Source organism: Streptomyces sp. NPDC104313, from assembly GCF_055583985.1.
The window spans coordinates 618151-640826 of the sequence record NZ_JBVJMW010000001.1; the positions used below are offsets into that span (position 1 = coordinate 618151).

9 protein-coding genes and 3 tRNA genes are annotated in these 22676 nt (G+C 69.1%); 4 read left to right on the forward strand and 8 right to left on the reverse strand.

All coding sequences use genetic code 11. From position 1 onward, the window contains the following. Nucleotides 1–27: 27 nt before the first annotated feature. The 5 genes from ACZ60Q_RS02780 to ACZ60Q_RS02800 all read right to left on the reverse strand — a co-directional run bounded on the left by ACZ60Q_RS02780 (nt 28) and on the right by ACZ60Q_RS02800 (nt 12023). The gene (locus ACZ60Q_RS02780; protein ID WP_469627346.1) at nt 28–6450 is read right to left on the reverse strand and encodes an RHS repeat domain-containing protein; all 6423 of its coding nucleotides are present in this window, start codon (nt 6448–6450) and stop codon (nt 28–30) included. A 206-nt stretch (nt 6451–6656) separates the two neighbouring features. Continuing rightward, nucleotides 6657–10307: a laminin G domain-containing protein gene (locus ACZ60Q_RS02785; RefSeq protein ID WP_469627349.1), complete on the reverse strand. Its 3651-nt coding sequence runs from the start codon at nt 10305–10307 to the stop codon at nt 6657–6659. Between the two features lie 1257 nt (nt 10308–11564). Further along, nucleotides 11565–11638: transfer RNA gene (locus ACZ60Q_RS02790), tRNA-Ile, on the reverse strand. Nucleotides 11639–11872: 234 nt separating this feature from the next. Next, nucleotides 11873–11945: transfer RNA gene (locus tag ACZ60Q_RS02795), tRNA-Asn, on the reverse strand. 5 nt (nt 11946–11950) lie between these two features. Next, nucleotides 11951–12023: transfer RNA gene (locus ACZ60Q_RS02800), tRNA-Asn, on the reverse strand. Between the two features lie 182 nt (nt 12024–12205). Between ACZ60Q_RS02800 and ACZ60Q_RS02805 the strand changes: the two genes are divergently transcribed. The 4 genes from ACZ60Q_RS02805 to ACZ60Q_RS02820 all read left to right on the forward strand — a co-directional run bounded on the left by ACZ60Q_RS02805 (nt 12206) and on the right by ACZ60Q_RS02820 (nt 17919). Then, complete coding sequence (locus ACZ60Q_RS02805; RefSeq protein WP_469627352.1) at nt 12206–12511, forward strand: YtxH domain-containing protein; 306 nt, start codon at nt 12206–12208, stop codon at nt 12509–12511. 66 nt (nt 12512–12577) lie between these two features. Further along, complete coding sequence (locus ACZ60Q_RS02810) at nt 12578–14029, forward strand: FGGY family carbohydrate kinase (RefSeq protein ID WP_469627355.1); 1452 nt, start codon at nt 12578–12580, stop codon at nt 14027–14029. Nucleotides 14030–14257: 228 nt separating this feature from the next. Beyond that, the gene (locus tag ACZ60Q_RS02815) at nt 14258–15991 is read left to right on the forward strand and encodes an ABC transporter ATP-binding protein (protein WP_469627357.1); all 1734 of its coding nucleotides are present in this window, start codon (nt 14258–14260) and stop codon (nt 15989–15991) included. After that, entirely contained in the window at nt 15991–17919 is a 1929-nt protein-coding gene (locus ACZ60Q_RS02820; protein WP_469627360.1) for an ABC transporter ATP-binding protein, read from the forward strand. Before ACZ60Q_RS02815 ends, ACZ60Q_RS02820 begins: the two co-directional genes overlap by 1 nt. Before the next feature lie 19 nt (nt 17920–17938). Here the strand turns inward: ACZ60Q_RS02820 and ACZ60Q_RS02825 are convergent, their stop codons facing one another. From ACZ60Q_RS02825 to ACZ60Q_RS02835, 3 genes are all read right to left on the reverse strand, one after another. Beyond that, nucleotides 17939–19030, reverse strand: coding sequence for an RNA polymerase sigma factor (locus tag ACZ60Q_RS02825; protein WP_469627363.1), 1092 nt, complete (start codon nt 19028–19030; stop codon nt 17939–17941). A gap of 205 nt (nt 19031–19235) precedes the next feature. After that, nucleotides 19236–21155, reverse strand: coding sequence for a DNA primase (gene dnaG, locus ACZ60Q_RS02830; RefSeq protein ID WP_469627365.1), 1920 nt, complete (start codon nt 21153–21155; stop codon nt 19236–19238). A 151-nt stretch (nt 21156–21306) separates the two neighbouring features. Further along, nucleotides 21307–22566, reverse strand: coding sequence for an NAD(P)/FAD-dependent oxidoreductase (locus ACZ60Q_RS02835; RefSeq protein ID WP_469627367.1), 1260 nt, complete (start codon nt 22564–22566; stop codon nt 21307–21309). Nucleotides 22567–22676 lie beyond the last annotated feature (110 nt).

Sequence of the window (22676 nt, forward strand, 5' to 3'; positions counted from 1 at the left end):
CTTACTACTGGCATGCTCCCGGCCCGCCTACTTGTAGATGGTCTCTTGCCAACGAACATCGACCCGATAACCGGCGAAGTAGCCTCCGGTGTACTGAGGGGTCCCGTTGAAGACCTTCTGCCACTTCCACTGCATCGGCGCGAACGATTCGTTGTCGATGTCCGTCCACGCCTCGTACTCCACCGTAAGCGTGCTGCCCTTACTCTCGGTGATCTTGTACGTGAGATCGTAGGAGCCGAGCACTCCCTGGGCCTCCCGGCTGTCCTTCCCGACGAGCAGTCCGCCGAAGTCAGAAGCGTACACACCGACGATCTGGGCGAGGTTGAGATCGTCGCCGTCGGAGTTCTTGGTGACGCTGTACTTCTTCTGGCCCTTGGTCTTCCCCTTCTCCTGGAACTGATCCGCCACGTGCTCCCGCGCGTCCTTCATGCTGGTGCTCTTGATGAGGCTCTGGGTCAACTCGTCGTCGCCGTCATAGGAGACGTCCGAGATCCTGTTTTGCAACTCAGAACTACCCCATGCCCAGCGGAACGCCAGTGACCACGGCCCATCGCTGTTGACCTTGCCGTCACCCCCGTGCTCGTTGTTCGCCAGACTGCCCGACGGCACACTGCACATCGCCTGTGCCTCCATGAACATCTTTTGCAGCTTCTGCATCTCAGGGCTGATCGGCCCGGTGAACAGCAACGGCATCGGGTCGGGGCCCATGAGCAACGGCGGCTGCTGCACCAGCGGCAGGGTCGGGATACCGGTGTAGCCGAGCGGCCCGGTCCAGGAAGTACCCGACGTGCCGGTGCTACTGGCGCCCCACAGCGGCGGGGAGACAGTCTCCTCGACCTTCTCCGCTCCTGTCGGGCAGTCCACGCCCATGGTGCAGGAGAAGCTTCCGCGACCGGACGGGTCGGAAAGGGTAACTGGGTTGTTCTCGGAGTAGCCGTATCCGGCGAGTGACTGGTGCTTCTCCGGTTCCAGCAGCGGGTCGGCGCTGATGAACCGGCCCAGCTCCGCGTCGTACTCGCGTGCGTCGAGATGGGTCAGACCGGTGGACCGGTCGCGTGTCTTGCCCAGGAAGGACCGGTCGTCCACCCAGGACCCGACGGCGCCCGCCCGCTCCACGCCGAAGGCGGACAGATAGCGCTTGGTCACCGCCTGCGTGTCGGAGGCGATCGCCAGGCTGGAGGTGCCGTGCTGGTCACCGGCCAGGTAGAAGAGCTTGTTAGTGCCAGCCTGGTTGGTGCGCACGGCGACGGACAGCTCGGTGGATCCGTAGAAGCGCTGGGCCCAGAAGGTGCCGTCGCTCTTGAGGTGCAGCTCGGTGGCGCCGGCGTACAGCACCCGCTCACCGTTCTTCTCGCCGCGGATGAGGAGGTTGCCGTCCGCGTCGTAGAGGTAGTCAGTGGTGCGGGTTCCCTCCGTGAGCTTGGCGAGCTTGCCCTCGGCGCCCCATTCCAGCACCTGCTTCCCGGTCGCTCCCGGCCGTGAGTCCGTGTTTCCCGCGTCGTCGTAGGTGTACGAGCGCTCGGGCTGGGTGCAGTTGCCCTTGGCGCTGACGCCTGCGAGGGTGTGCGGCTGCTTGTCGCCGCCCCGGTAGCAGTAGGTGTCGGTGGTGTCCCCGGCCGGCTTGTGCTGGGTCTCCGTCTTGCGCTGTCCGGCCGTGTCGTAGGTGTACCCCGTCCAGTACGGCGCGGGTCCCGACAGCTTCGACGCGTCGCGGGGGTCCGAGCACTTCTGCGAGGAGGGGGTCCACGCCTCGGTCAGGCGACGGAAACCGTCGTAGGCGAAGCACTGGGCGTCCGCCTTTCCGGTGGCGCCGAGGGTGGTCGGGTCCGCGATCGCGGTGACGTTCCCCGCCTGGTCGTAGCTGTAGTTGAGGTCCTGCAGCATGTACGGGTGGGTCTGGTCCGTGACGTGGCTGCGGGTGATGCGGCCGGTGCCCTCCTCGTAGGTGTGAGTGACGTAGGCCTTCTTGTGCGCCTCGGTGTTGGCCACGCCCAGGATGAGCTGCTGCGGCTGACCGAGGGCCGAGTAGTCGGTGTCGAGCAGGTAACCGGTGCTGCCGACGACGGACTTGACCTGTCCGAGGGCGGTGTAGCCGTATTCGACCACCTCTGACGGCAGCCCGCCGAGCGCCGGTTCCTTGGTGTTCTGGCGCGTCCCGTCGTTGTTGTAGGCGCTCGTGGAATCAATGGTCGCCGGGGCGCCCGCCTTGACCAGCGGGTCGTCGGCCGGCAGCTTGATCCGGCTGCTCAACGGGCGGTCGAGCGTGTCGTACGCGAGGACCTCACGGGTGTACGCCTGACCGGCCTTGCCTCCGACGTACCGGATCGACGAGGACGGCTTGCCCTTGGTCACCCCGTCGTAGAGGTGCTCGGTGAGGCGCTTCGCGTCGATCTCGGCACCGTCCCAGGTGCCGGTGATCCGGCCGATCTCGTCGTACTTCGTCAGCACCGAGCGCTGTCGGGCGTCCGTGACCCGGATCGCCTGGTCGAGCTTGTTGTACCCGGTCGTCGCCCGGCCCTTGTCGGGGTCCACGGCGGCGGTCTGCCGGCCGAACAGGTCGTACTCGTAGCTCCAGCGCGCCTTGTCCGGACCGGTGAAAACGATCGTCTTGCCGTCCAGGGAGTACTCCGTGGACGCCGAGGTGTAGGGAACGCCCAGGCCGCCCCCGTACGCGGGGTCGGTCGGCTGCGGGCCAGCGTACGTGCGGGTCTCGGTTTTCTGGCCGCGGGCATCGACGATCACCCGGTTCGCGGTGCCCCCGGCGAGGGCGCTCGTACCGGTGGAGTCACCGGTGTGTTCGGTGGCCGTCGTCCAGCGCTTGACGCCGAAGAAGAGCACCGACCTCGACGTCTCCCGCTCGGCGCCGTCGAAGACGATCTCGGTCTGGGTGGGCGATTCGCCGTACTCCGCGCGTGTGTAGGTGCCGTTGGGCGCCGCCGCGCTGTCGAAGATGTCCGCGTGCGTCTCGTAGGCCAGGCCTCGGGAGTCGTAGCGGGTATCCGTGAGCAGTCGGCCTCCCTGCGGGGTCGGCGACTGGGTCTGGAGCGGCCGCAGCAGCGCGTCGTAGATCGTGTATGTGGTGTTGTAGCTGACCCCGTCCTTCTGCAGCACCGCCGTCGAGACCGCCGACGGCTTGCTGTTGCTGAGTGCGTAGCGGAACTTCTGGCTGGGGCTCTCACCCGCCGCCCGGTTGCGGTTGGGGAGCCATACGTCCGTCAGCCTGCCGACGGCGTCGTAGGTCAGCTCCGTCTTGCGGGAGTTGGCGTCGTACGTGCGCAGCGGCACCCCGCGCCGTGCGTCGAAGAACGTCGACGTCTTGAAGCCCTTGGCGTTGGTGACCACGGTCCCGGTCAGCGGGCCCGCGGTGGTCGGGGTGTAGCCGGTCACCGTCGACTTGTCGTCGGCGTCGGTGACGATCAGGGCACGTCCGAGCGTGTCGTAGGACGTGGTGCTGGTCTTCTGCCAGCCGGGGGCGTCGGCCGCGGTGTAGGAGGCGGCGCGTCCCGTCCAGGTCGGCAGCCCCTTGGAGGGCTTCTGCGTGGTGGACCAGGCGGCGCCGTCGTACGCGATCGCCGAGTCGGTCAGGACGTCACCGCGGCGGGTGGAGTCGGCGGGCAGGTCCAGGGACGCGTCGGTCGTCGCGCAGGTCCGCCCCACCGTCCGGGTACGCGAGGGCAGGCTCGTGATGCCGGATTCGTCACTGCGGGCGAACCAGGTGCGGGTGCAGATCTCGTCGCCGCTCTTCGCGTCGTCACCGTTGTCCTGCACCTGGTACGGCATGCCGTAGTCGTCGTGGTCGGTGGAGACGGTCCGGGCGCGCCAGGACTTGGGGACGGTCAGATAGGTGTACGTGGTGGTCTTCTGCGTGCGGACGTAGCGGGCCACGTGGTCGCCCGCGCCGGGCACGTCCTGGCGCGCGGTCTCCTTCTGCCACGGCTGGTTGACCACCACACCGATCGGGGAGTTCCCCGCGTAGGTGATCCGCTGTCGCAGCTGCCCACCGAAAGCCCCGGAGTCGGTCATCGTCGCGAGGTTCAGGCCGGTGACCGCAAGCGCGGATGTGCTGACGGACTTGGTGGTGCCGTCCTTGTTGGGGTCCCCGTCCATGCCCTGGAGGTAGAGGGAGACGGTCTTCGAACGAGTGGTGGCCTTGGCGCCCTTGAGAACGGTGACCTGCCGGTATCCGCGCCAGTCCGACCAGGTCCGCTCGTCCTTGGGAGTGAAGGGCGAGTCGCTGTAGTGCCAGGCGGCTCCGCTGTAGGTGTACTCCTGTTCGACCGTGTCGTTCTGCCCTGCCGGGTCGGACGTCACCACGGCCACCACGCGGTACTTGTGGAACCAGTCCACGGACGCTACCGAGGAACCGTTGATGTTCCAGAACTGCGGGAAACAGTTGCGGGTGTTGGTGTCCTCAGGCTTGCCGAGGACCTCGCTGCGGACGCACTCGGGCGCCGACATCGTGACGGTGGTGACCGCCCCCGTCTCCGAGGTGACGGTCGAGACGCGGGGCCGGGTCAGCGCAAGGATGTCGTCCGTGCCGTCCACGCGGTTGGGGCGCATGTGGTAGGTGAATCCGACCGGTTCGAACTCGACGGCCGTTCCCGCCTTCGCTGTGCGCTTGAGGGAGGTGAGCGTAAGGACCTGGTCGGAGGTGTCGCCGATGTCGCCGCCGTCCAAGTACTTCTGGGTCAGCGCCCAGGAGTCCACCGGGGTGTGCTCCGACGTCGCCGCGGACCAGGAGAAGGTGTTGACCGACGTCAGGCGCTTGCGGGTGAAGAAGGCCGGCGCCAGGGCTTCGCAGTCCGCGTCGTCCTTGGAGCACAGCGACTCGAACGGTACGTCCGGCCAGTTGTGCGCCGTCTCCTTCTTCAAGGTCACGCAGTCCGCCACGGTGCACCGCTCGCCGTGGGCGAAGGTGACCTTGGCGTCGGCGGCGTCGGTGAAGAGGGCGCCCTTGCGCAGCCCGTAGCGGATCTCGTTGAGGTATCCGCCGCGGATGTAGGAGGTGTTCGCCTTGTCGGCCTTGTTCTTGCGGTAGTAGTTGGCCTCCGCCGTGTACCAGTAGGTGGCCGCGTTCTCCCGGGTGTCCTCGACGTAGTCCAGGTTCCACCTCCACGCCTGGGTCAGGGAGCGCTTCGCGAAGGAGTCCCCGCCCGTGTACCCCGGCTCACCGCTGTCGTCGCCGAAGACGGGAGCCGTCCACACAGAGTTGGTCCGCTGGCTTCCGGCCCCGTCGAGCTTGTCCAGACCGAAGACGTACTTCGTCCCGTCGCCCGTGACGACGGTCCAATGCTCACCGTTGTCGTCGCCGTTGTCCGCGCCCGTGGACCGGGTGACCGACGAGGCGTCGTCACCCTGCAGCCGCCACTGCCCGGTGGTCTTGTCCTTGACCAGGGTGCTGGACTTGCCGTTCAGTACCAGCCTGGCGTTGTCGTACTTCCAGCAGAGGTCGAAGACGTCCTCGTGGCCGTCCTCGTCGCAACTGCCGTAACTGCGCTCGACGTAGGACTCGGTAGTGCCGAAGCCCTCGCCGACGGGGCTGCCCTGGTTGTTCGTGGTGGCGGTGCGGCCGTCCACGCTCCCGGAGTCGTAGGACAGGGACATCGTGGGCGTCGGTCCCGCGGCGGCGGAAGGCAGCTTGAGGTCGTAGTTCCAGGTGAAAGCCCCGGAGCTGCTGCCCGCCGACCACGACGAGGACTCGGCAAGCTCGGTGGCGGAGTAGTCTCCGCTGCCCTTCGGGGACTCACCGGCGCCTGCTCCGGCCGCGGTGAGCGCCAGGACGGCCGTACCGGCGGCGGACGGCGCCCGGCCTGCGCCTCCCGAAGCGGACGCGGGCTTCGACGGCAGTGTCGCGGAGACCTTCTGCCGGCGCGCGTCATTGTCGGATCCGAGGGGGGTCCTCTCTCGGCAGGCCGGCTTCCGCGGTGTGGTCAGCGCGCAGGCCGGAAGCTGTACGAGCTCCAGCCGGCCGGCCCAGCCGCCACCCACCGCGGAGGCGAACCCGCCGTACTCCACGGCCACATCGGCCGGTCCGCCGACCGGCACATCGGCGGTGAGCACCACTCCGGTGATGCCGAGCCGGTCGGCCGCCTTCTGGTCGAGGACGGTGACGGTCGACCGCACGTCGTCGGCCGTCCCGGCGTTCCGTGCGTCCCGTCGCGAGAGGGCCAGCGGCAGCCCGCCGACGACGGCCTCCGCCGTCCTGCCCTCCGCCGCCGGGAGCTCGGCCGTTCCCGGCTTCGGCCAGACGGCGTCACGCCGCTCGGTGTCCGCCCGCCCCGCCTGCCGGGTGTTGGCCTCCAGATCTGCCGCGACCTGCTTGCGGGCCTTCCTGCCCGCCGCCGTGTCGACGGCCCTCACCTTGCTGACTCGTTGTTCCTGTACGTCGGGCCGGCCGAGGCCGCGTTGGGCAGCTTCGGCGCCGGAAACCAGCGCCAGCGGTGCCACCATGCCCAGGGTCAGCGCGAGGGCCAGAGCTCTGGGACGGAGCCTCCAGCCCCCACTCCCCCGTCGTCTTGTGCCAGTGCCGAACATGTCCATGCACTCCAGTTCGAGAGGCCGGCTTCCCACCTGGGCGCCGGTCATACGGCCGTCGGGCCGTGAGAGCGAGGGCGGTGTCGCGCCAGACGTGGCACCGCCCTCGACGATGGGTCGGTTCAGTCGCCCACGTGGGCGTCGATCTGGGCCGATCCGGCCATGGCGCCCACCCACAGGCGGATCTCCGAGACCCGGGCCGGGAGGTGGTTCTTCCAGACGCCGCCGATCTGGGCAGCGCCTACGGCGAGGTCCCCGGCACCCGCCTGTGCCGTGTACGCCTTGTCGTCACCGTTCTGGTTGTGACCCGTGTATAGGCTTATCGTCCCGGCCTGGGCGTCGAACGTCCCGGTCAGCCGGACCACGCTGTCCAGCGACACGATCTCGTCGGACACCACCGACGTCAGGGTCCCGTCGGCGTTGAGACGCCCGAAGTGCCATTTGCCGACCGGTTCAGTCACTTCCAGACCGGTCTCGGGGTCGAGGACGGTGTCCTTCCCTGTCATCTGGTACCAGAAGCCCCAGGACGACCCGCTCGCCGTGCGCTGCCCGAAGACCTGGCCGGTGTAGCCGACGCTTTTCGACAGCACCCGCTCCTTGTCCAGGGCAACGGTCGTCGTGGCAGTGAAGGAGCCGGTGTCGTCCAGCGGCGCCCCGCTGGACGTGGCGACGTCGTCCACACCGTCGAAGACGATCTCTCCGTCCTGGACAGCCGCACCGCCGGTCAGATTCAGCGTTCGGCCGTAGCCGGACGTGCTGTCCGTGACCGCCGTCCCGCTGCCGCCCGCCGGCGACCAGTCGGCGACCAGTTCGGCGCCTGCGAAACCCTCCGACGTAAGCAGCCTGGCCTCGTCCGCGATCTCGGAGTCCTCCAGTCGGCGCTGCCAGACGGCGACCTCGTCGATCGACCCGTTGAAGTTCCAGTTCCGCTGACCGTTCCAGAGGTAGCGGCCCACGTTGAAGGGGCCGGACGAGGACCAGCCGCTGGGCGTCACCCGGGTGCCCTGGAGTACGCCGTTGACGTAGAGCTTCAGTTCCTTCGTGGCCGGGTCGTAGGTACCGGCGAGGTGAGTCCACGCGCCCGTCACGGCCGGCGCCTTGCCCACGATGCCGAGGTAGGCCTGGCCGTTGTCCTCGTCCCTCTCCTTCACTCCGAAGACCCAGGAGTTGTAGCTGGTCTCATACCACATGAGGAAGGAGCTGTACTTCGCTCCGTCCTGGGACAGCACGATGGCGTCCTTGTCGCGGGTGTTCAGCCGCGCCCATGCGGAGACCGTGTAGGCCGACCGGGTTTCCACGACCGACCGGGCGGTCGCGGCGGCCGCCCCGCTGCCGTCCAGGGACAGGCCCCGGTCCGTGACCGGGCTGGCGAGCGGCACTCCATTCGCGTCGTGAGTGATCAGTCCCCGGCGACCCCGGTCGTCACGGACCGCCGCGCCGACGAGCGATGCGTCGTGCGCGGAGCCGCCTGCCACGCTGTTCTTCGCCACCCCCGTGGCCTCGTCGAAGCGCCAGCGGGCGACGGGCCCCTCACCCGAGGCCACCAGGAAGTCCAGAACCTGTTGCTCGCCCCAACGTCCGAGTGAATCCTTCGCCTTGACGTAGAGGCGCTGAGTACCGGACTTCACCAGGGTGATGGCGGCTTCGAAAATGCAGGGGGAACCGGGTTTGCACACCGTCTTCCACGCCTCGCTCTCGGTGAGCCGGTACTGGAAGTCGACGACGTTGGTGTCCACGGCCGCCGGAGCGAACCGGACCTTCGCTACGACTCCCGGCCCGCCTCCTGCCGCGCACGCGTTCGGCAGACACTGGGAGTAGGGAGCCTGCAGCTTCACGGTCGGAGCCTTGGGCGAAGTGTTGTCGATCTTGAAGTAACAAGGTGCGCTGTAACCGGTGTTGAGCCGGTTCGTACCCCCTTCGTAGTACGAGAGCGTCAGGGCTTTGAGGCGATAGCCAACGCCCTCGGTCAGCGCCGTCGGCAAGCTCCTGGACTGTACGTTGAGATTGCCCACGTAGCCGGATGTCGGGCTGTCGATATCGGTCTGTGCCAGTACCCAGGCGCTTCCGTCCCAGCGCTCGGTGCGCCAGCGGATCCGCAGATTGGCCTGGGACTCACCACCGGCCATGGTCTTCGGCTTGCCGACCAGCTGTGGGGTCGGATCGCTGATGACGGCGGGGTCGGCGGAGTTCGGCGAGCAGACCGTGCCGGTCCCCGAGGTGATTCCGACGTTCACGGGAACGGCAGGCTTGCCCACGTACTTGACCGACAGCACGGCGTCGTTCTTGAACCGCTTCCATGCAGCCGTGTCGCCCTCGTCGTGGGCACGGAGCTGGAGGGTCAGCCGGGCGAACTTGCCGGCCGCGAAGTCACGCACCGTGGGGGTGAGGTTCTCGTTGGACTCGTCCGGATTATCGTTGAACTCGATGGCGGCGTCGGGAGAGTCGGGGTCGCAGAGCGATCCCCGGCCCGCGGACACATGCCGGTCGACCATCAGGTCCCGCTCCTTCGGGCGGGAGGACCAGGTGGTGGACGCGGAGATGTTGTCGGTGCGGACCAGGTCCACCCACCTCGGCTCGCACTGGAAGGCCCAGGGCTCGGTGACCGCGAAGGTCGCGTCGAGGACGTGCTTGCCCTTCAGCGAAGCGGGCGAGAACTCGAAATAGAGACGCTGGGTGTATCCAGGGCCGCAGTAATAGCCGTTCCACGTGCCGCACTTGCCGACGCCTTTGCCCAGGCCGTCGTCACCGTTCGACCAGTCGTAGGACTCGTACCCGTCTGAACGCAGCAGGGTCCGCTCACCCTCCCCCCAGGTCACGAGCGGGTCGATGAACAGCGGGAAGGCGGATGGCTTGGTCCGGCTCAGCATGGCGGCGTCCGGCACCACGGTCAGCGAGTCCTTCGCGACGCGCGCGTCCATGCGCACCACCTTGTCGCCCTGGCCGGGCTCGACGCCCTTGCCCGAGTCGGAGGCCTCCGGACCGGCGTAACTGCTCGCTTCGGCCGCTTCACTCGGGGCAGGCGATTTCACCCGCTCGGGCTCGGCCGAACCTTCAGAATCCCACATCTGAGCCGGCGGCGCGCGGAACACCGTCCGACCCGTGCCGTCCACGGCCGTAAGATTCCCATCCACGCCCTTACGGATGGTCAACCCTTCTGTCCGCAGACCGAAGGTGAGCTCCTCCAAGCGCGGATCCTTCGCTGCCTCCGGAGTCTTCACCACTAGGATGTGCTGAAAGCTCTCCGCGGTGGCATTGACCTGCAGGTCGACACCATCGAGGACATCACGGTAGAGCGCGGTGGGCCCCTCCAGTACCGGTTCCGGCAAGGGCTCGGGCCAGTCGACGGCGAGGGAACGCCCCTGGTCGACGATCACGGCCAGAGGGGCCGTCTTCCCACCCCCCGAGAAGGACATGGCAGCGGCGGACGCCTTGGGACCGACAGTTCCGTCCTCGCGGCGCACCAAAGTGGCGTCCGGCTCCGCCCAGCCGCCGGACTTCGCCGCGCGTACGGGCACCGTGGACTGCTCCAGCGTGAAGGTCATTCCGTCCGGATTCGCGAACACCGTCGAATAGGCGGTGCGTTCCCCGGTCACCTCGACACGTTGCCCCGAGTCTTTCGCCTGCCGCAGCAGACGTTCCTCCTCCGTCGAAGCGGGTGCCGCGGCCTTCCGCTCGTCGCTGGCAGCTCGGTTCACGAGCGAACCGGCTTGAGCGGCCGACGCCGACAACGTGCCCGAGGCGACCGTCACGAGCGCCGTCGTCAGAACCGCCACTGCGGTTGAGCGCCCGAATCTTCGTCTTCCCCCGCATGTGGCCGACACATAGAACGACCACCCTTCCCTGCGCACAGCGCCCCCTCACAAAACCTTCACGAAGAAAGCGAGATCCAACCAAAATTGACCGCAACCCGTCAAGTGCATGATCAAGCCACCGAGGCCCCCCAGGCACGAGGGAACTCTGGTCGCGGAGTCGGCGCATGTGCAGCAGTGCAGAGGTGCATACGGTCTGGTGTACAGAGTTTGAGGTTGTGTCAGCTCACGATGGCGCATCGATGATGACGCCGTTCTTCGGCCGGTAGCTGGTGCCATTGATGACGAAAACCTCGCAGTGGTGGAGGAGGCGGACGACGATGGCGGTGGTCCAGGACGCGGCGGGAGGTTCGAGGCAGAGCGGATCCCAGGAGGCCGAGGTAGCCCGGCTGCAAGGCCGAGAAGGAATGGCAGCTGGAACGGAAGATCCTCCGCCGGGCAGCCCGGCATTTTGCCAAGGACTGCCCCAACCGCCCACCGGCTCCGGGTAAGCCAACCATTGCCTCGATCGGCGGTGTCAACGCGCCAAGGCGGGCTCCGACGAGGTCGACGGACAGGCTATCCCCAATAGTTGGTCCACCGGCGGCAGCAACAGCAGGTAGGCGCCCCGGCAATGCCAGCAGGTGCCGTCCTTGCCGTAGCAACGTCGACGTGGCGCCGAGCGTCGGTCTGGGGGAAGTCGAGGACGCCTCCGCGCTCGACACTGGCCGCGCATCCCGAACACGCCCACGGCAGCCCTCGGGCCGGGGCAGGCGGACAAGGGCTGCCATCCTGCACACCCTGCGGATCCGCGGATCCGGAGGGCATCGACCGCCTGCGGCCCGGAGTCCGATGCGGACAAAGGCCCGTGACCACACTACGGAGATTCAGCCTGGCTCCCTGTCGCCCCCGGGTGTCGCAAGCTTCGAACCCGACTCCGCTACCTACACCGGGTAGAGATCACCGGCGGGGCACCAGAGCCGCTGGCAGGACACGCCGACCTCGCCGAGGCCGCAGCCCCGCACCTCGCTCCCAGGACACCGCACCGAGAGGCCGTGGGAGCGTTCATAACCCTCCCACGGCCATGGAACCACAAAAAGCCCAGGTCACGGCCGTGCTGAGCGCATCGAGGATGCCAAAATCCCTACGTTCGCCACACCCTACGAGGCGAACGCCACACGCAAAGCGCCCCCAAAAAACACGTTTCCCCAGGTCAGAACGATTCTGCCTGGGGACGCTCGGTGGGGCGGGTGGGACTCGAACCCACGGCCGACGGATTATGAGTCCGCTGCTCTAACCGGCTGAGCTACCGCCCCGTTTTCGGCGTGGCGCGTACAAGTGTGCGCACCGTCTGCCGCAGCATAGCCGGTCATACGATCTCTCGCTTCGGATGGCCGACTTCGCCTGATCTTGAGGACGGCGCTGCGTGCTGCCCGGTTGCGGGCGAGGACAAGGAGACCCGAAAGAGTCACTCCGGGGCCCTCGGGCGCCCCGGGAAGACATCGGCCGGGCACGCGAAAAAGGACCCCGAAGGGTCCTCTTCCGTTCCGCTCCCCCGACTGGACTCGAACCAGTAACCCTCCGGTTAACAGCCGAATGCTCTGCCAATTGAGCTACAGGGGATCGCGCTCCCCCGACTGGACTCGAACCAGTAACCTGCCGGTTAACAGCCGGCTGCTCTGCCAATTGAGCTACAGGGGAATGCTGCGTCGCTGCGAAATCTTACCTGCCTGGCGGCTGCCGGGCGGCGCGTGTTCGCTGCGACACATACATTAGCGCAAGCAGGGGGGTGCTCCGCCAATCGGTATCGTCCGGGGTGATCTCGGGTGGTCGTGGGTAGGCGGGCTGCACACGTCGCACCAAGCGTAGGAAGGGTGGCAGCCATGCGGTACCGGCTCACGTTCATCGCCGGAGTGGCCCTCGGTTACGTGCTCGGCACGCGAGCCGGGCGCGAGCGTTACGAGCAGTTGAAGAAGTCGGCCCGGCAGTTCACGGAGAACCCCGCCGTGCGCAACGCCGCCGAGAGTGCCGCGCACAGCGGACGGGACTTCGCGGGCAAGGCGTACCACTCGGTCAGCGACAAGGTCGGGGACAAGGTGCCCGCCTCCGTCGCCGAGCGGGTCCGGTCGTTGCGGGAGCGCAGCAGCCGGAACGGCTTCGAGGACGACTGGGGGACCACCAATACCTAGGGTCCGGGGCCTCGTCGCGTACGGCGGCGGTTACGGGAGAGTCGCGGGGTGCGGCAGAATCTCCCCATGGGCATAGTCGCGGGGTTGGACAGTTCTTCCGCCTTCACTCACATCGTCGTCTGTGACACGGACTCGGGCGCCGTTCTCCGGGAGGGGTACGCCGCCCATCCGGTCGAGGCCAAGGCCGCCGAGGTCGATCCGCAGGCCTGGCTGCTCTCGCTCGGCGAGGCGGCCTCCGGCGGGCTGCTCGAAGGCGTGCAGGCCATCGGGGTCTCCGCGCAGCAGCACGGGCTCGTACCGCTGGACCAGCAGGGCAACCTCGTGCGTCCCGCTCTGCTCGGCAACGACCGGCGGGCGCAGGTCGCCGCGGCCGACCTCGTCGACGCGCTGGGCGGACGGGGGGCCTGGGCGGAAGCCGTCGGGGCCGTGCCGGGGGCCGCGCAGCCGGTGGCGAAGCTGCGTTGGCTGGCGCGGACGGAGCCGGAGAACGCCCAGCGGGTGGCCGCCGTACTCCAGCCGCACGACTGGCTCGTGTGGCAGCTGCTCGGCCGGCCCGCCCGGCGGACCACGGACCGGGGCGCGGCCTCGGGCACCGGCTACTGGTCGGCCGGGTCCGCTTCCTACCGGCCCGATCTGGTCGAACTGGCCCTCGGCCACTCCGCCGTGCTGCCCGAGGTGCTCGGCCCCGCCGACTCCGCCGGGATGACGCCGGAGGGGCTGCTGATCTCCGCGGGCACCGGCGAGACCATGGCCGCGGCCTTCGGGCTCGGGGTCGCGGTGGGCGACGCGGTGGTGTCGCTGGGGGCCTCCGGGTCCGTGATGGCGGTGCACCACGAGGCGCTCGCCGACCCGAACGGGATGATCACCTCGTTCGCCGACGCCACGGGGATGCACCTGCCGGTGGTGTACCTCTCCAACGCCGTGCGCGCACTGCGCGGGACCGCCGAGATGCTGGGCGTGGAGGGGCTGGAAGAGCTGTCCGCGCTGGCGCTGAAGTCGACGCCGGGGGCCTCCGGGCTGGTGCTGCTGCCGTATCTGGAGGGCGAGCGCACCCCGCAGCTCCCGCACACCGCGGGCACCCTGAGCGGGCTGCGGCGCGAGTCGATGAAGCCGGAGCATCTGGCGCGGGCCGCGTTCGAGGGGATGTTGTGCTCGCTGGCCGACGCCCTTGACGTACTGCGTGGACGGGGGGTGGCGGTGCGGCGGGTCTTCCTGCTCGGTGCCACCGCCGAGCTGCCCGCCGTGCAGGCCCTGGCTCCGGCGGTGTTCGGCACCCAGGTCGTGGTGCCGCAGCCCGCCCAGTACGCGGCGATCGGCGCGGCCCGGCAGGCGGCATGGGCGCTCGGGGTCTCGCAGGGCTCCCTCGACCCGCGCACTCCCCCGGCCTGGCAGGGCGCGGCGGCCCAGGTGCTGGAGCCCGGCGACGAGCTGGCGGTCGGCGGCGCGGTGCGTCAGCAGTACGCGGCGACCCGGGACCAGATCCACCCCGGAGCCTTCCGCGGCGCGCACCCGGAGTAGGCCCGGACCCGGTGCGCGTCGCGACACAGCGCCCCGCGAGGCAGGCCCGGACCCCGATGCGCGTCGCGCACAGCGCGTACCCGGAGTGAGCGGGTGATTCCGGAGCGCGTGGGGTCTCTCCGCGCGCTCCAGGTTTGACCTGGGCTTGGCGAAAAAGGTTCGCTCTCGGAGTACGGCGTACGCGAAACTGGGGCGGCTTCTGCCTTCCGCCGATTCCGAGAGACCCGCGTGCTCATAAAACTCCTGCGGACCCATCTGGGCCCGTACAAGAAACCCATCGTGCTGCTGGTGTTCCTCCAGCTGCTCCAGACCTGCGCCACGCTGTATCTGCCCAGCCTGAACGCCGACATCATCGACAACGGTGTCGTCGTGGGCGACACCGGCTACATCCTGGAGTTCGGCGGTCTCATGATCGCCGTCAGTGTCGTTCAGGTGCTCTGCAATGTGGGGGCCGTGTACTACGGGGCCCGGACCGCCTCCGCCCTCGGACGCGATGTACGGGCCGCCGTCTTCGACCGGGTGCAGTCCTTCTCGGCCCGTGAGCTCGGGCGCTTCGGGGCGCCCTCGCTGATCACCCGGACCACCAACGACGTCCAGCAGATCCAGATGCTCGTGCTGCTGGCGTTCACCCTGATGGTCTCGGCCCCGATCATGTGCGTCGGCGGCATCATCATGGCGCTCGGGCAGGACGTGCCGCTCTCCGCGGTGCTGCTGGCGGTCGTGCCGGTGCTCGGTGTCTCGGTCGGCCTCATCGTGAAGAGGATGCGGCCGCTGTTCCGCACCATGCAGGAGCGGCTGGACTCGGTGAACCGGGTGCTGCGCGAGCAGATCACCGGCAACCGGGTCATCCGCGCCTTCGTCCGGGACGGGTACGAGGAGAAGCGGTTCCGGGGTGCGAACACCGAACTGACCGACGTGTCGGTGGCGACCGGTCGGCTGATGGCGCTGATGTTCCCGACCGTGATGACGGTGGTCAACCTGTCGTCGGTCGCGGTGGTGTGGTTCGGCGCGCACCGTATCGACAGCGGGGGGATGCAGATCGGTGCGCTGACCGCGTTCCTCGCCTATCTGATGCAGATCGTGATGGCCGTGATGATGGCCACGTTCATGTTCATGATGGTGCCGCGCGCCGAGGTGTGCGCCGAGCGCGTCGAGGAGGTGCTCGGGACCGGGTCGAGTGTCGTGCCGCCCGTCGCGCCGGTGACCGAGTTGCGGCGGCACGGGCATCTGGAGGTGCGGGGCGCCGAGTTCCGCTATCCGGGTGCGGAGGAGCCCGTGCTGCGGGCGGTGGAGCTGGTGGCCCGGCCCGGGGAGACGACCGCGGTCATCGGGTCGACGGGCAGTGGGAAGTCCACGCTGCTCGGGCTCGTACCCCGGTTGTTCGATGTGACGGACGGCGAGGTGCTGGTCGACGGCGAGGACGTGCGGACGCTGGATCCGGTGCTGCTGGCGAAGACGGTGAGTCTGGTGCCGCAGAAGCCGTACCTCTTCTCGGGGACGGTCGCGACGAACCTGCGGTACGGGAATCCGGACGCCACCGACGAGGAGTTGTGGCACGCGCTGGAGGTGGCGCAGGCGAAGGAGTTCGTCGAGGCGCTGGAGCACGGGCTCGACGCGTCGATCGCGCAGGGCGGTACCAATGTGTCCGGCGGTCAGCGGCAGCGGCTCGCCATCGCCCGGACGCTGGTGCAGCGCCCGGAGATCTATCTGTTCGACGACTCGTTCTCCGCGCTGGACTACGCGACCGACGCCGCGCTGCGGGCGGCGCTGGGGCGGGAGACGGCCGGGGCGACCGTGGTGATCGTGGCACAGCGGGTGTCCACCATCCGTGACGCGGACCGGATCCTGGTGCTGGACGAGGGCCGGGTCGTGGGGACCGGCACCCATCACGAGCTGATGGACGGCAATGAAACGTACCGGGAGATCGTGCTCTCCCAGCTGACGGAAGCGGAGGCCGCGTAATGGCCGGTCCGGGCGGACGGATGATGGCCGGGGGCGCGCCCACCGAGCGGTCGATGGATTTCAAGGGGTCGAGCAAGCGGCTGCTGAAGCGGTTCGGCCGGGAGAAGTCCTCGCTGTGGCTGATGCTGGCCGCGGTGACGGTGAGCGTCGCGCTGTCGGTGGCCGGGCCGAAGATCCTCGGGAAGGCGACCGACCTGATCTTCGCCGGTGTGGTCGGGCGCGGAATGCCCGACGGCACGACGAAGGCGCAGGCGATCGAGGGGCTGCGCGAGAAGGGCAGTGGCTCCATGGCCGACATGCTCTCGGGGGTGGACTTCACCCCGGGCGAGGGCATCGACTTCGGCGCCGTGGGCAACGTCCTGCTGGTCGCCCTGGTGATCTACGTCGGGGCCGGGCTGCTGATGCTGGTGTCGACACGGCTGTCGATCCGGGTGATCAACCGGATCGTGTTCCAGTTGCGCGAGGACCTCCAGACGAAGCTGGCGCGGCTGCCGCTGTCGTACTTCGACCGGTCCAAACGCGGTGAGGTGCTGAGCCGGGCGACGAACGACATAGACAACATCTCGCAGACGCTCCAGCAGACGATGGGGCAGCTCATCAACTCCCTGCTGACGATCGTCGGCGTACTGGTCATGATGTTCTGGATCTCGCCGCTGCTGGCCCTGGTCGCGCTGGTGACGATCCCGTTGTCGGTGGTCGTCGCGACGCGGGTCGGCAAGCGGTCGCAGCCGCAGTTCGTGCAGCAGTGGCGGGTGACGGGGAAGCTCAACGCCCACATCGAGGAGATGTACACCGGGCACACCCTGGTGAAGGTCTTCGGCCGGCAGGAGGAGTCCGCGCGGGACTTCGCCGAGCAGAACGACGCGCTGTACGAGGCGGGGTTCAAGGCCCAGTTCGCCAGCGGGATCATGCAGCCGCTGATGATGTTCATCTCGAACCTCAACTATGTGCTGGTCGCCGTGGTCGGCGGGCTCCGGGTCGCCTCGGGCGCGCTGTCGATCGGTGACGTGCAGGCGTTCATCCAGTACTCGCGGCAGTTCTCGATGCCGCTGACGCAGGTCGCCTCGATGGCCAACCTGGTGCAGTCCGGCATCGCTTCGGCGGAGCGGGTCTTCGAGCTGCTGGACGCCGAGGAGCAGGACGCGGATCCGGAGCACGGCGAGCGCCCGGAGCGTGTCGAGGGCCGGGTCTCGCTGGAGAAGGTGTCCTTCCGCTACGAGCCGGAGAAGCCGCTGATCGAGGGGCTGTCGCTGAGCGTGGAGCCGGGGCAGACCGTCGCGATCGTCGGTCCCACCGGGGCCGGCAAGACGACGCTGGTCAACCTGCTGATGCGGTTCTACGAAGTGACCGGCGGACGGATCGCGCTCGACGGGGTCGATGTGGCGAAGATGTCCCGGAACGATCTGCGGTCCTCGATCGGGATGGTCCTCCAGGACACCTGGCTGTTCGGCGGTTCCATAGCCGAGAACATCGCGTACGGCGCTTCGCGCGAGGTCACCCGGGAGGAGATCGAGGAGGCGGCCCGGGCGGCGCACGCGGACCGGTTCATCCGGACGCTGCCCGACGGGTACGACTCGGTGATCGACGACGACGGCTCCGGGGTCAGCGCGGGCGAGAAGCAACTGATCACCATCGCGCGGGCGTTCCTGTCCGACCCGGTGATCCTGGTCCTCGACGAGGCGACCAGCTCGGTGGACACCCGGACCGAGGTGCTGATCCAGAAGGCGATGGCGCGCCTGGCCCACGGGCGTACGTCGTTCGTGATCGCGCACCGGCTCTCCACGATCCGGGACGCGGACGTGATCCTGGTGATGGAGAACGGTTCGATCGTCGAACAGGGCACACACGAGGCGTTGTTGGCGGCCAGGGGTGCGTATGCGCGGCTGTACGCGGCGCAGTTCGCGGAGGCGCTGTCCGAGGTGGAGTGAGGTGCCGGTCTCCCGCGGATCAGTCGAGGTAGCCGCGTAGTTGGTCGGCGAAGGCGTGGTGCCGCAGCCTGCTGAGGGTCTTGGACTCGATCTGGCGGATGCGTTCGCGTGTCACGCCGAAGATCCGGCCGATCTCCTCCAGGGTGCGGGGCCGTCCGTCTTCCAGGCCGTACCGCAGCTGGACGACCTTGCGTTCGCGCTCGCCGAGGGTGGAGAGGACCGCCTCCAGGTGTTCACGCAGCAGGAGGAAGGCGGCGGACTCGACGGGTGACGCGGCGTCGCCGTCCTCGATGAGGTCGCCGAAGGAGACGTCGTCCTCCTCGCCGACGGGTGCGTGCAGGGAGACGGGCTCCTGGGCCAGGCGGAGGACTTCGGTGACCCGCTCGGGAGTCAGGTCGAGCTCGCCGGCGACGTCCTCGGCGCTGGGCTCGACGCCGCGTTCCTGGAGCATCCGGCGCTGGACCCGCACCACGCGGTTGATCAGTTCCACGACATGGACCGGGACGCGGATGGTGCGGGCCTGGTCGGCCAGCGCGCGGGACATGGCCTGCCGGATCCACCAGGTCGCGTACGTGGAGAACTTGTAGCCCCGGGCGTAGTCGAACTTCTCCACGGCCCGGATCAGTCCCAGGTTCCCCTCCTGGACCAGGTCGAGCATGGTCAGTCCGCGGCCCACGTAGCGCTTGGCGACGGAGACGACGAGGCGGAGGTTGGCCTCGATGAGGCGGCGTTTGGCCGTGCGGCCCATCACGACCAGCCGGTCCAGGTCCCCGGCGAGGCGGGAGTCGAGGTCCGGGGTGCCCGCGAGGCGTTCCTCGGCGAAGAGCCCGGCCTCGACGCGGCGGGCCAGTTCGACCTCCTCGGCCGCGGTGAGCAGGGGGATGCGGCCGATCTCGCGCAGATACTGCCGGAACAGGTCGGAGGTGGGGCCGCCGGAGTCCGCCCGGTTGCGCGGCTCCGGGGGGTCGGGGAGGTGTGTCGCTTCCACCATGACCGCCTCGGGTGCGTATCCGGGCGGGCCGGCTGTGGTCTCCGGGTGGTGCCTGGACCTGTCCTGCGCCGGGATGGCCGCGATGGTCTCGGTCGTGGTCGTCACGGTCCGGGTCTGCACGGGGGCGACCTCCAGGTGATCGCTGCCGGATGACGGGGGGTGGAGGTCTGTCCGGCCCCGAGGTGCTCTCCTGCGGACCGGTGTGCTCCGATGACTCAGCCATTCCCCAGTGTGGGGTACGGCACACGGCTGTCACGAGGGGCGTGCGGTGACTTTCTGGTTCCGGTCCGTCACCCGGCGGTTACCGCCCTGACGGCGACAGAGCCTACAGCGCGGCGGCGCCGTGGGCGCGCAGGGACTGGGCGTACTGCTGGAGCACCCAGACCTCGTTCTGCGCGGCGGCCAGGTCCTGGGGCGCCACGTGGCTGCCGAGGCGGACGAGGCTGCCCTGGACGTCGTCGATGCGGCGGTCCACGGCGCGCAGCCGGACCTGGACGAGCTGCATGCCCGCGTAGGTCTCGTCGATGTTCTTGCCGCGGAACACCTCGACGGCCAGCTCGGTGACGAGGCTGCGGACGGTGTTGTCGGGGGCGGCGTCCATGACGGCGACCAGATACTCGCGGTTGTCGGCGAGGCCCTGTTCGGCGCCGCCCGCCTCCTCGATGCAGCGGCGCACGGCGGCGTAGGGCGGGGCGGTGAACTCGTCCAGGCCGTACGCGTCGAAGGCCGGGGAGACCAGGGCGGGCTTCTGGAGGGCGAGCTTGAGCAGTTCGCGTTCGGTGCGGTGGGCGGGGCTGCGGAGGTTGAGAGCGGGTCCGGAGAAGCCGGGGGCGGGAGCGGGCTGCTGCGGGGCGCCGCCGCGCGGGCTCCGGGGGCCCTGGGGTCCGCCGCGGCCGCCGTGGTCGCCGCCCTTGCCGCGGGCCCAGTGGGCGAGCTGGGCGACGCGGTGGACGACGAACTCCTGGTCGAGGATGCCGACGAGTCCGGCGAGCTGGACGGCGACCTCGCGCTGCACGCTGCTCGTCTTGATCTTGGCGACGACGGCGGCGGCCTCGTCGAGGGCGGCGGCGCGGCCGGCCGGGGTCTCCAGGTCGTACCGGCCGACGATCTGGCGCAGGGCGAACTCGAAGAGCGGGGTGCGCGGCTCGACCAGGTCGCGTACGGAGTCGTCGCCCTTGGCGAGCCGCAGGTCGCAGGGGTCCATGCCGTCCGGGGCGATGGCGATGTACGTCTCGGCGGCGAACTTCTGGTCGTCCTCGAAGGCGCGCAGGGCGGCCTTCTGGCCGGCCGAGTCGCCGTCGAAGGTGAAGATCACGCGGGCGCTGCCGTTGTCCATGAGGAGGCGGCGCAGGATCTTGATGTGGTCGTTGCCGAAGGCGGTGCCGCAGGTGGCGATGGCGGTGGTGACCCCGGCGAGATGGCAGGCCATGACGTCGGTGTAGCCCTCGACGACGACGGCGCGGCTGGCCTTGGCGATGTCCTTCTTCGCCAGGTCGATGCCGTACAGCACCTGGGACTTCTTGTAGACCGGGGTCTCGGGGGTGTTGAGGTACTTCGGGCCGTTGTCGTCCTCGCGCAGCTTGCGGGCGCCGAAGCCGACGATCTCCCCGGCGGTGTCGCTGATGGGCCACATCAGCCGGCCGCGGAAGCGGTCGATGGGGCCGCGGCGGCCGTCCTGGGAGAGGCCGGAGGTGATCAGTTCCTTGTCGCTGAAGCCCTTGCCGCGCAGATGGCGGGTGAGGTGGTCCCAGCCGGCCGGGCTGTAGCCGACGCGGAAGTGGGCGGCGGCGTCCTGGTCGAAGCCACGCTCGGCGAGGAACTTGCGGCCGATCTCGGCCTCGGGGCTCTCCAGCGCGCGTACGTAGAACTCGGCGGCGGCCTGGTGGGCCTCGATCAGCCGGATGCGTTCGCCGCGCTGGTGGGAGGGGTTGTAGCCGCCTTCCTCGTAGCGCAGGGTGATGCCCGCCTTGGCGGCCAGGCGCTCGACCGTCTCCGAGAAGGAGAGGTGGTCGATCTTCATCACGAAGGCGATCGTGTCGCCGCCCTCCTGGCAGCCGAAGCAGTGGAACAGGCCCTTGCCGGGGCTGACCTGGAAGGAGGGGGACTTCTCGTCGTGGAAGGGGCAGAGTCCCTTGAGGTTGCCGCCGCCCGCGTTGCGCAGCTGGAGGTATTCGGACACGACGGAGTCGATCGGGACCGCGTCCCGTACCGCCTTCACGTCGTCGTCATTGATCCTGCCAGCCACGCGTGAAGTCTACGGGTGGGGCGGGGGGTGCCTGACAATCGGGCGTCGCCCGCCCACGCGGGATGGTCGGGCACCCCCTGAGGGCAGCCGGACGCCCGACGGGGATCGGCCCGGGGTGCGGGCCCTGATGCCCGCGCCCCGGTCGAGCGCCTCAGAGCAGGGAGTCCAGCGCGACCGACGGGTCCCCGAGGGCTTCCGGGTCGTGCTGCCGGCGGGCCCTGATGAGCTCCTGGATCGTTTCGGTGACATCCCACACGTTGACGTTCATCCCCGCGAGGACGCGGCGGTCCTTCAGCCAGAACGCGATGAACTCCCGCTTCCCGGCGTCGCCCCGGATGATCACCTCGTCGTAGGAGCCGGGCGGGGCCCAGCCGGAGTATTCGAGGCCCAGGTCGTACTGGTCGGAGAAGAAGTACGGGACGCGGTCGTAGCTCACCTCCTGGCCGAGCATGGCGCGGGCGGCGGCGGGTCCGCCGTTCAGGGCGTTGGCCCAGTGCTCGACGCGCAGCCGGGTGCCGAGCAGCGGGTGGGCGACGGCGGCGACGTCCCCGGCGGCGTAGATGTCCGGGTCGGAGGTGCGCAGGGAGGCGTCGACGGCGATGCCGCCGCCGTGGGCGCGGTCGGCCATCTCCAGGCCGGCGGCCTCGGCGAGGGCGGAGCGCGGGGCGGCGCCGATCGCGGCGAGTACGTCGTGGGCGGGGTGCTCCTCGCCGTCGTCGGTGCGGGCGGCGAGCACCATGCCGTCCTGGCCGGTGATCTCGGTGAGGCGGGCCCCGAAGTGGAAGCGGACACCGTGCGCGCTGTGCAGTTCGGTGAAGATCTGGCCCAGCTCGGGGCCGATGACCTGATGCAGGGGGGTGGACTCGGTTTCGACGACGGTGACCTCGGCCCCGTAGCCGCGGGCGGCGGCGGCAACCTCCAGGCCGATCCAGCCGGCTCCGGCGATGACCAGGTGGCCGTTGTCGCGGCCGAGGGCGGCGAGCACGTTGCGCAGCCGGTCGGCGTGGGCGAGGCGACGCAGGTGGTGGACGCCGGCCAGGTCGGTGCCGGGGACGTCCAGGCGGCGCGGTTCGGAGCCGGTGGCCAGCAGCAGCTTGTCGTAGTGGATGACGGTGTTGTCGCCGAGCTGCACGGTCCTCGCGTCCCGGTCGAGCGCGGTGACCGGCTGGCCGAGGTGCAGTTCGATGTCGGCGCCCGCGTACCAGGCGCGTTCGTGGGTGAAGACGCTGTCGCGTTCGGCCTTGCCTTCCAGGTAGCCCTTGGAGAGCGGCGGCCGTTCGTAGGGGTGGTCGCGCTCGTCGCCGATGAGGATCACCCGGCCGGTGAACCCTTCGGCGCGCAGTGTTTCGGCCGCCTTCGCCCCTGCGAGTCCTGCTCCGACGATGACGAACGTCTGGTGTGCGTCGACCACTTGATGCCTCCTCAGTGCTGTGCTGCGCGGCGCCCCCAGCTGCGAGCGTCCCGCACGCAGCGTGATGGCGAAAGAGGGGGTGCCCGGGACAGGTCACCCCCGGTGGTCAG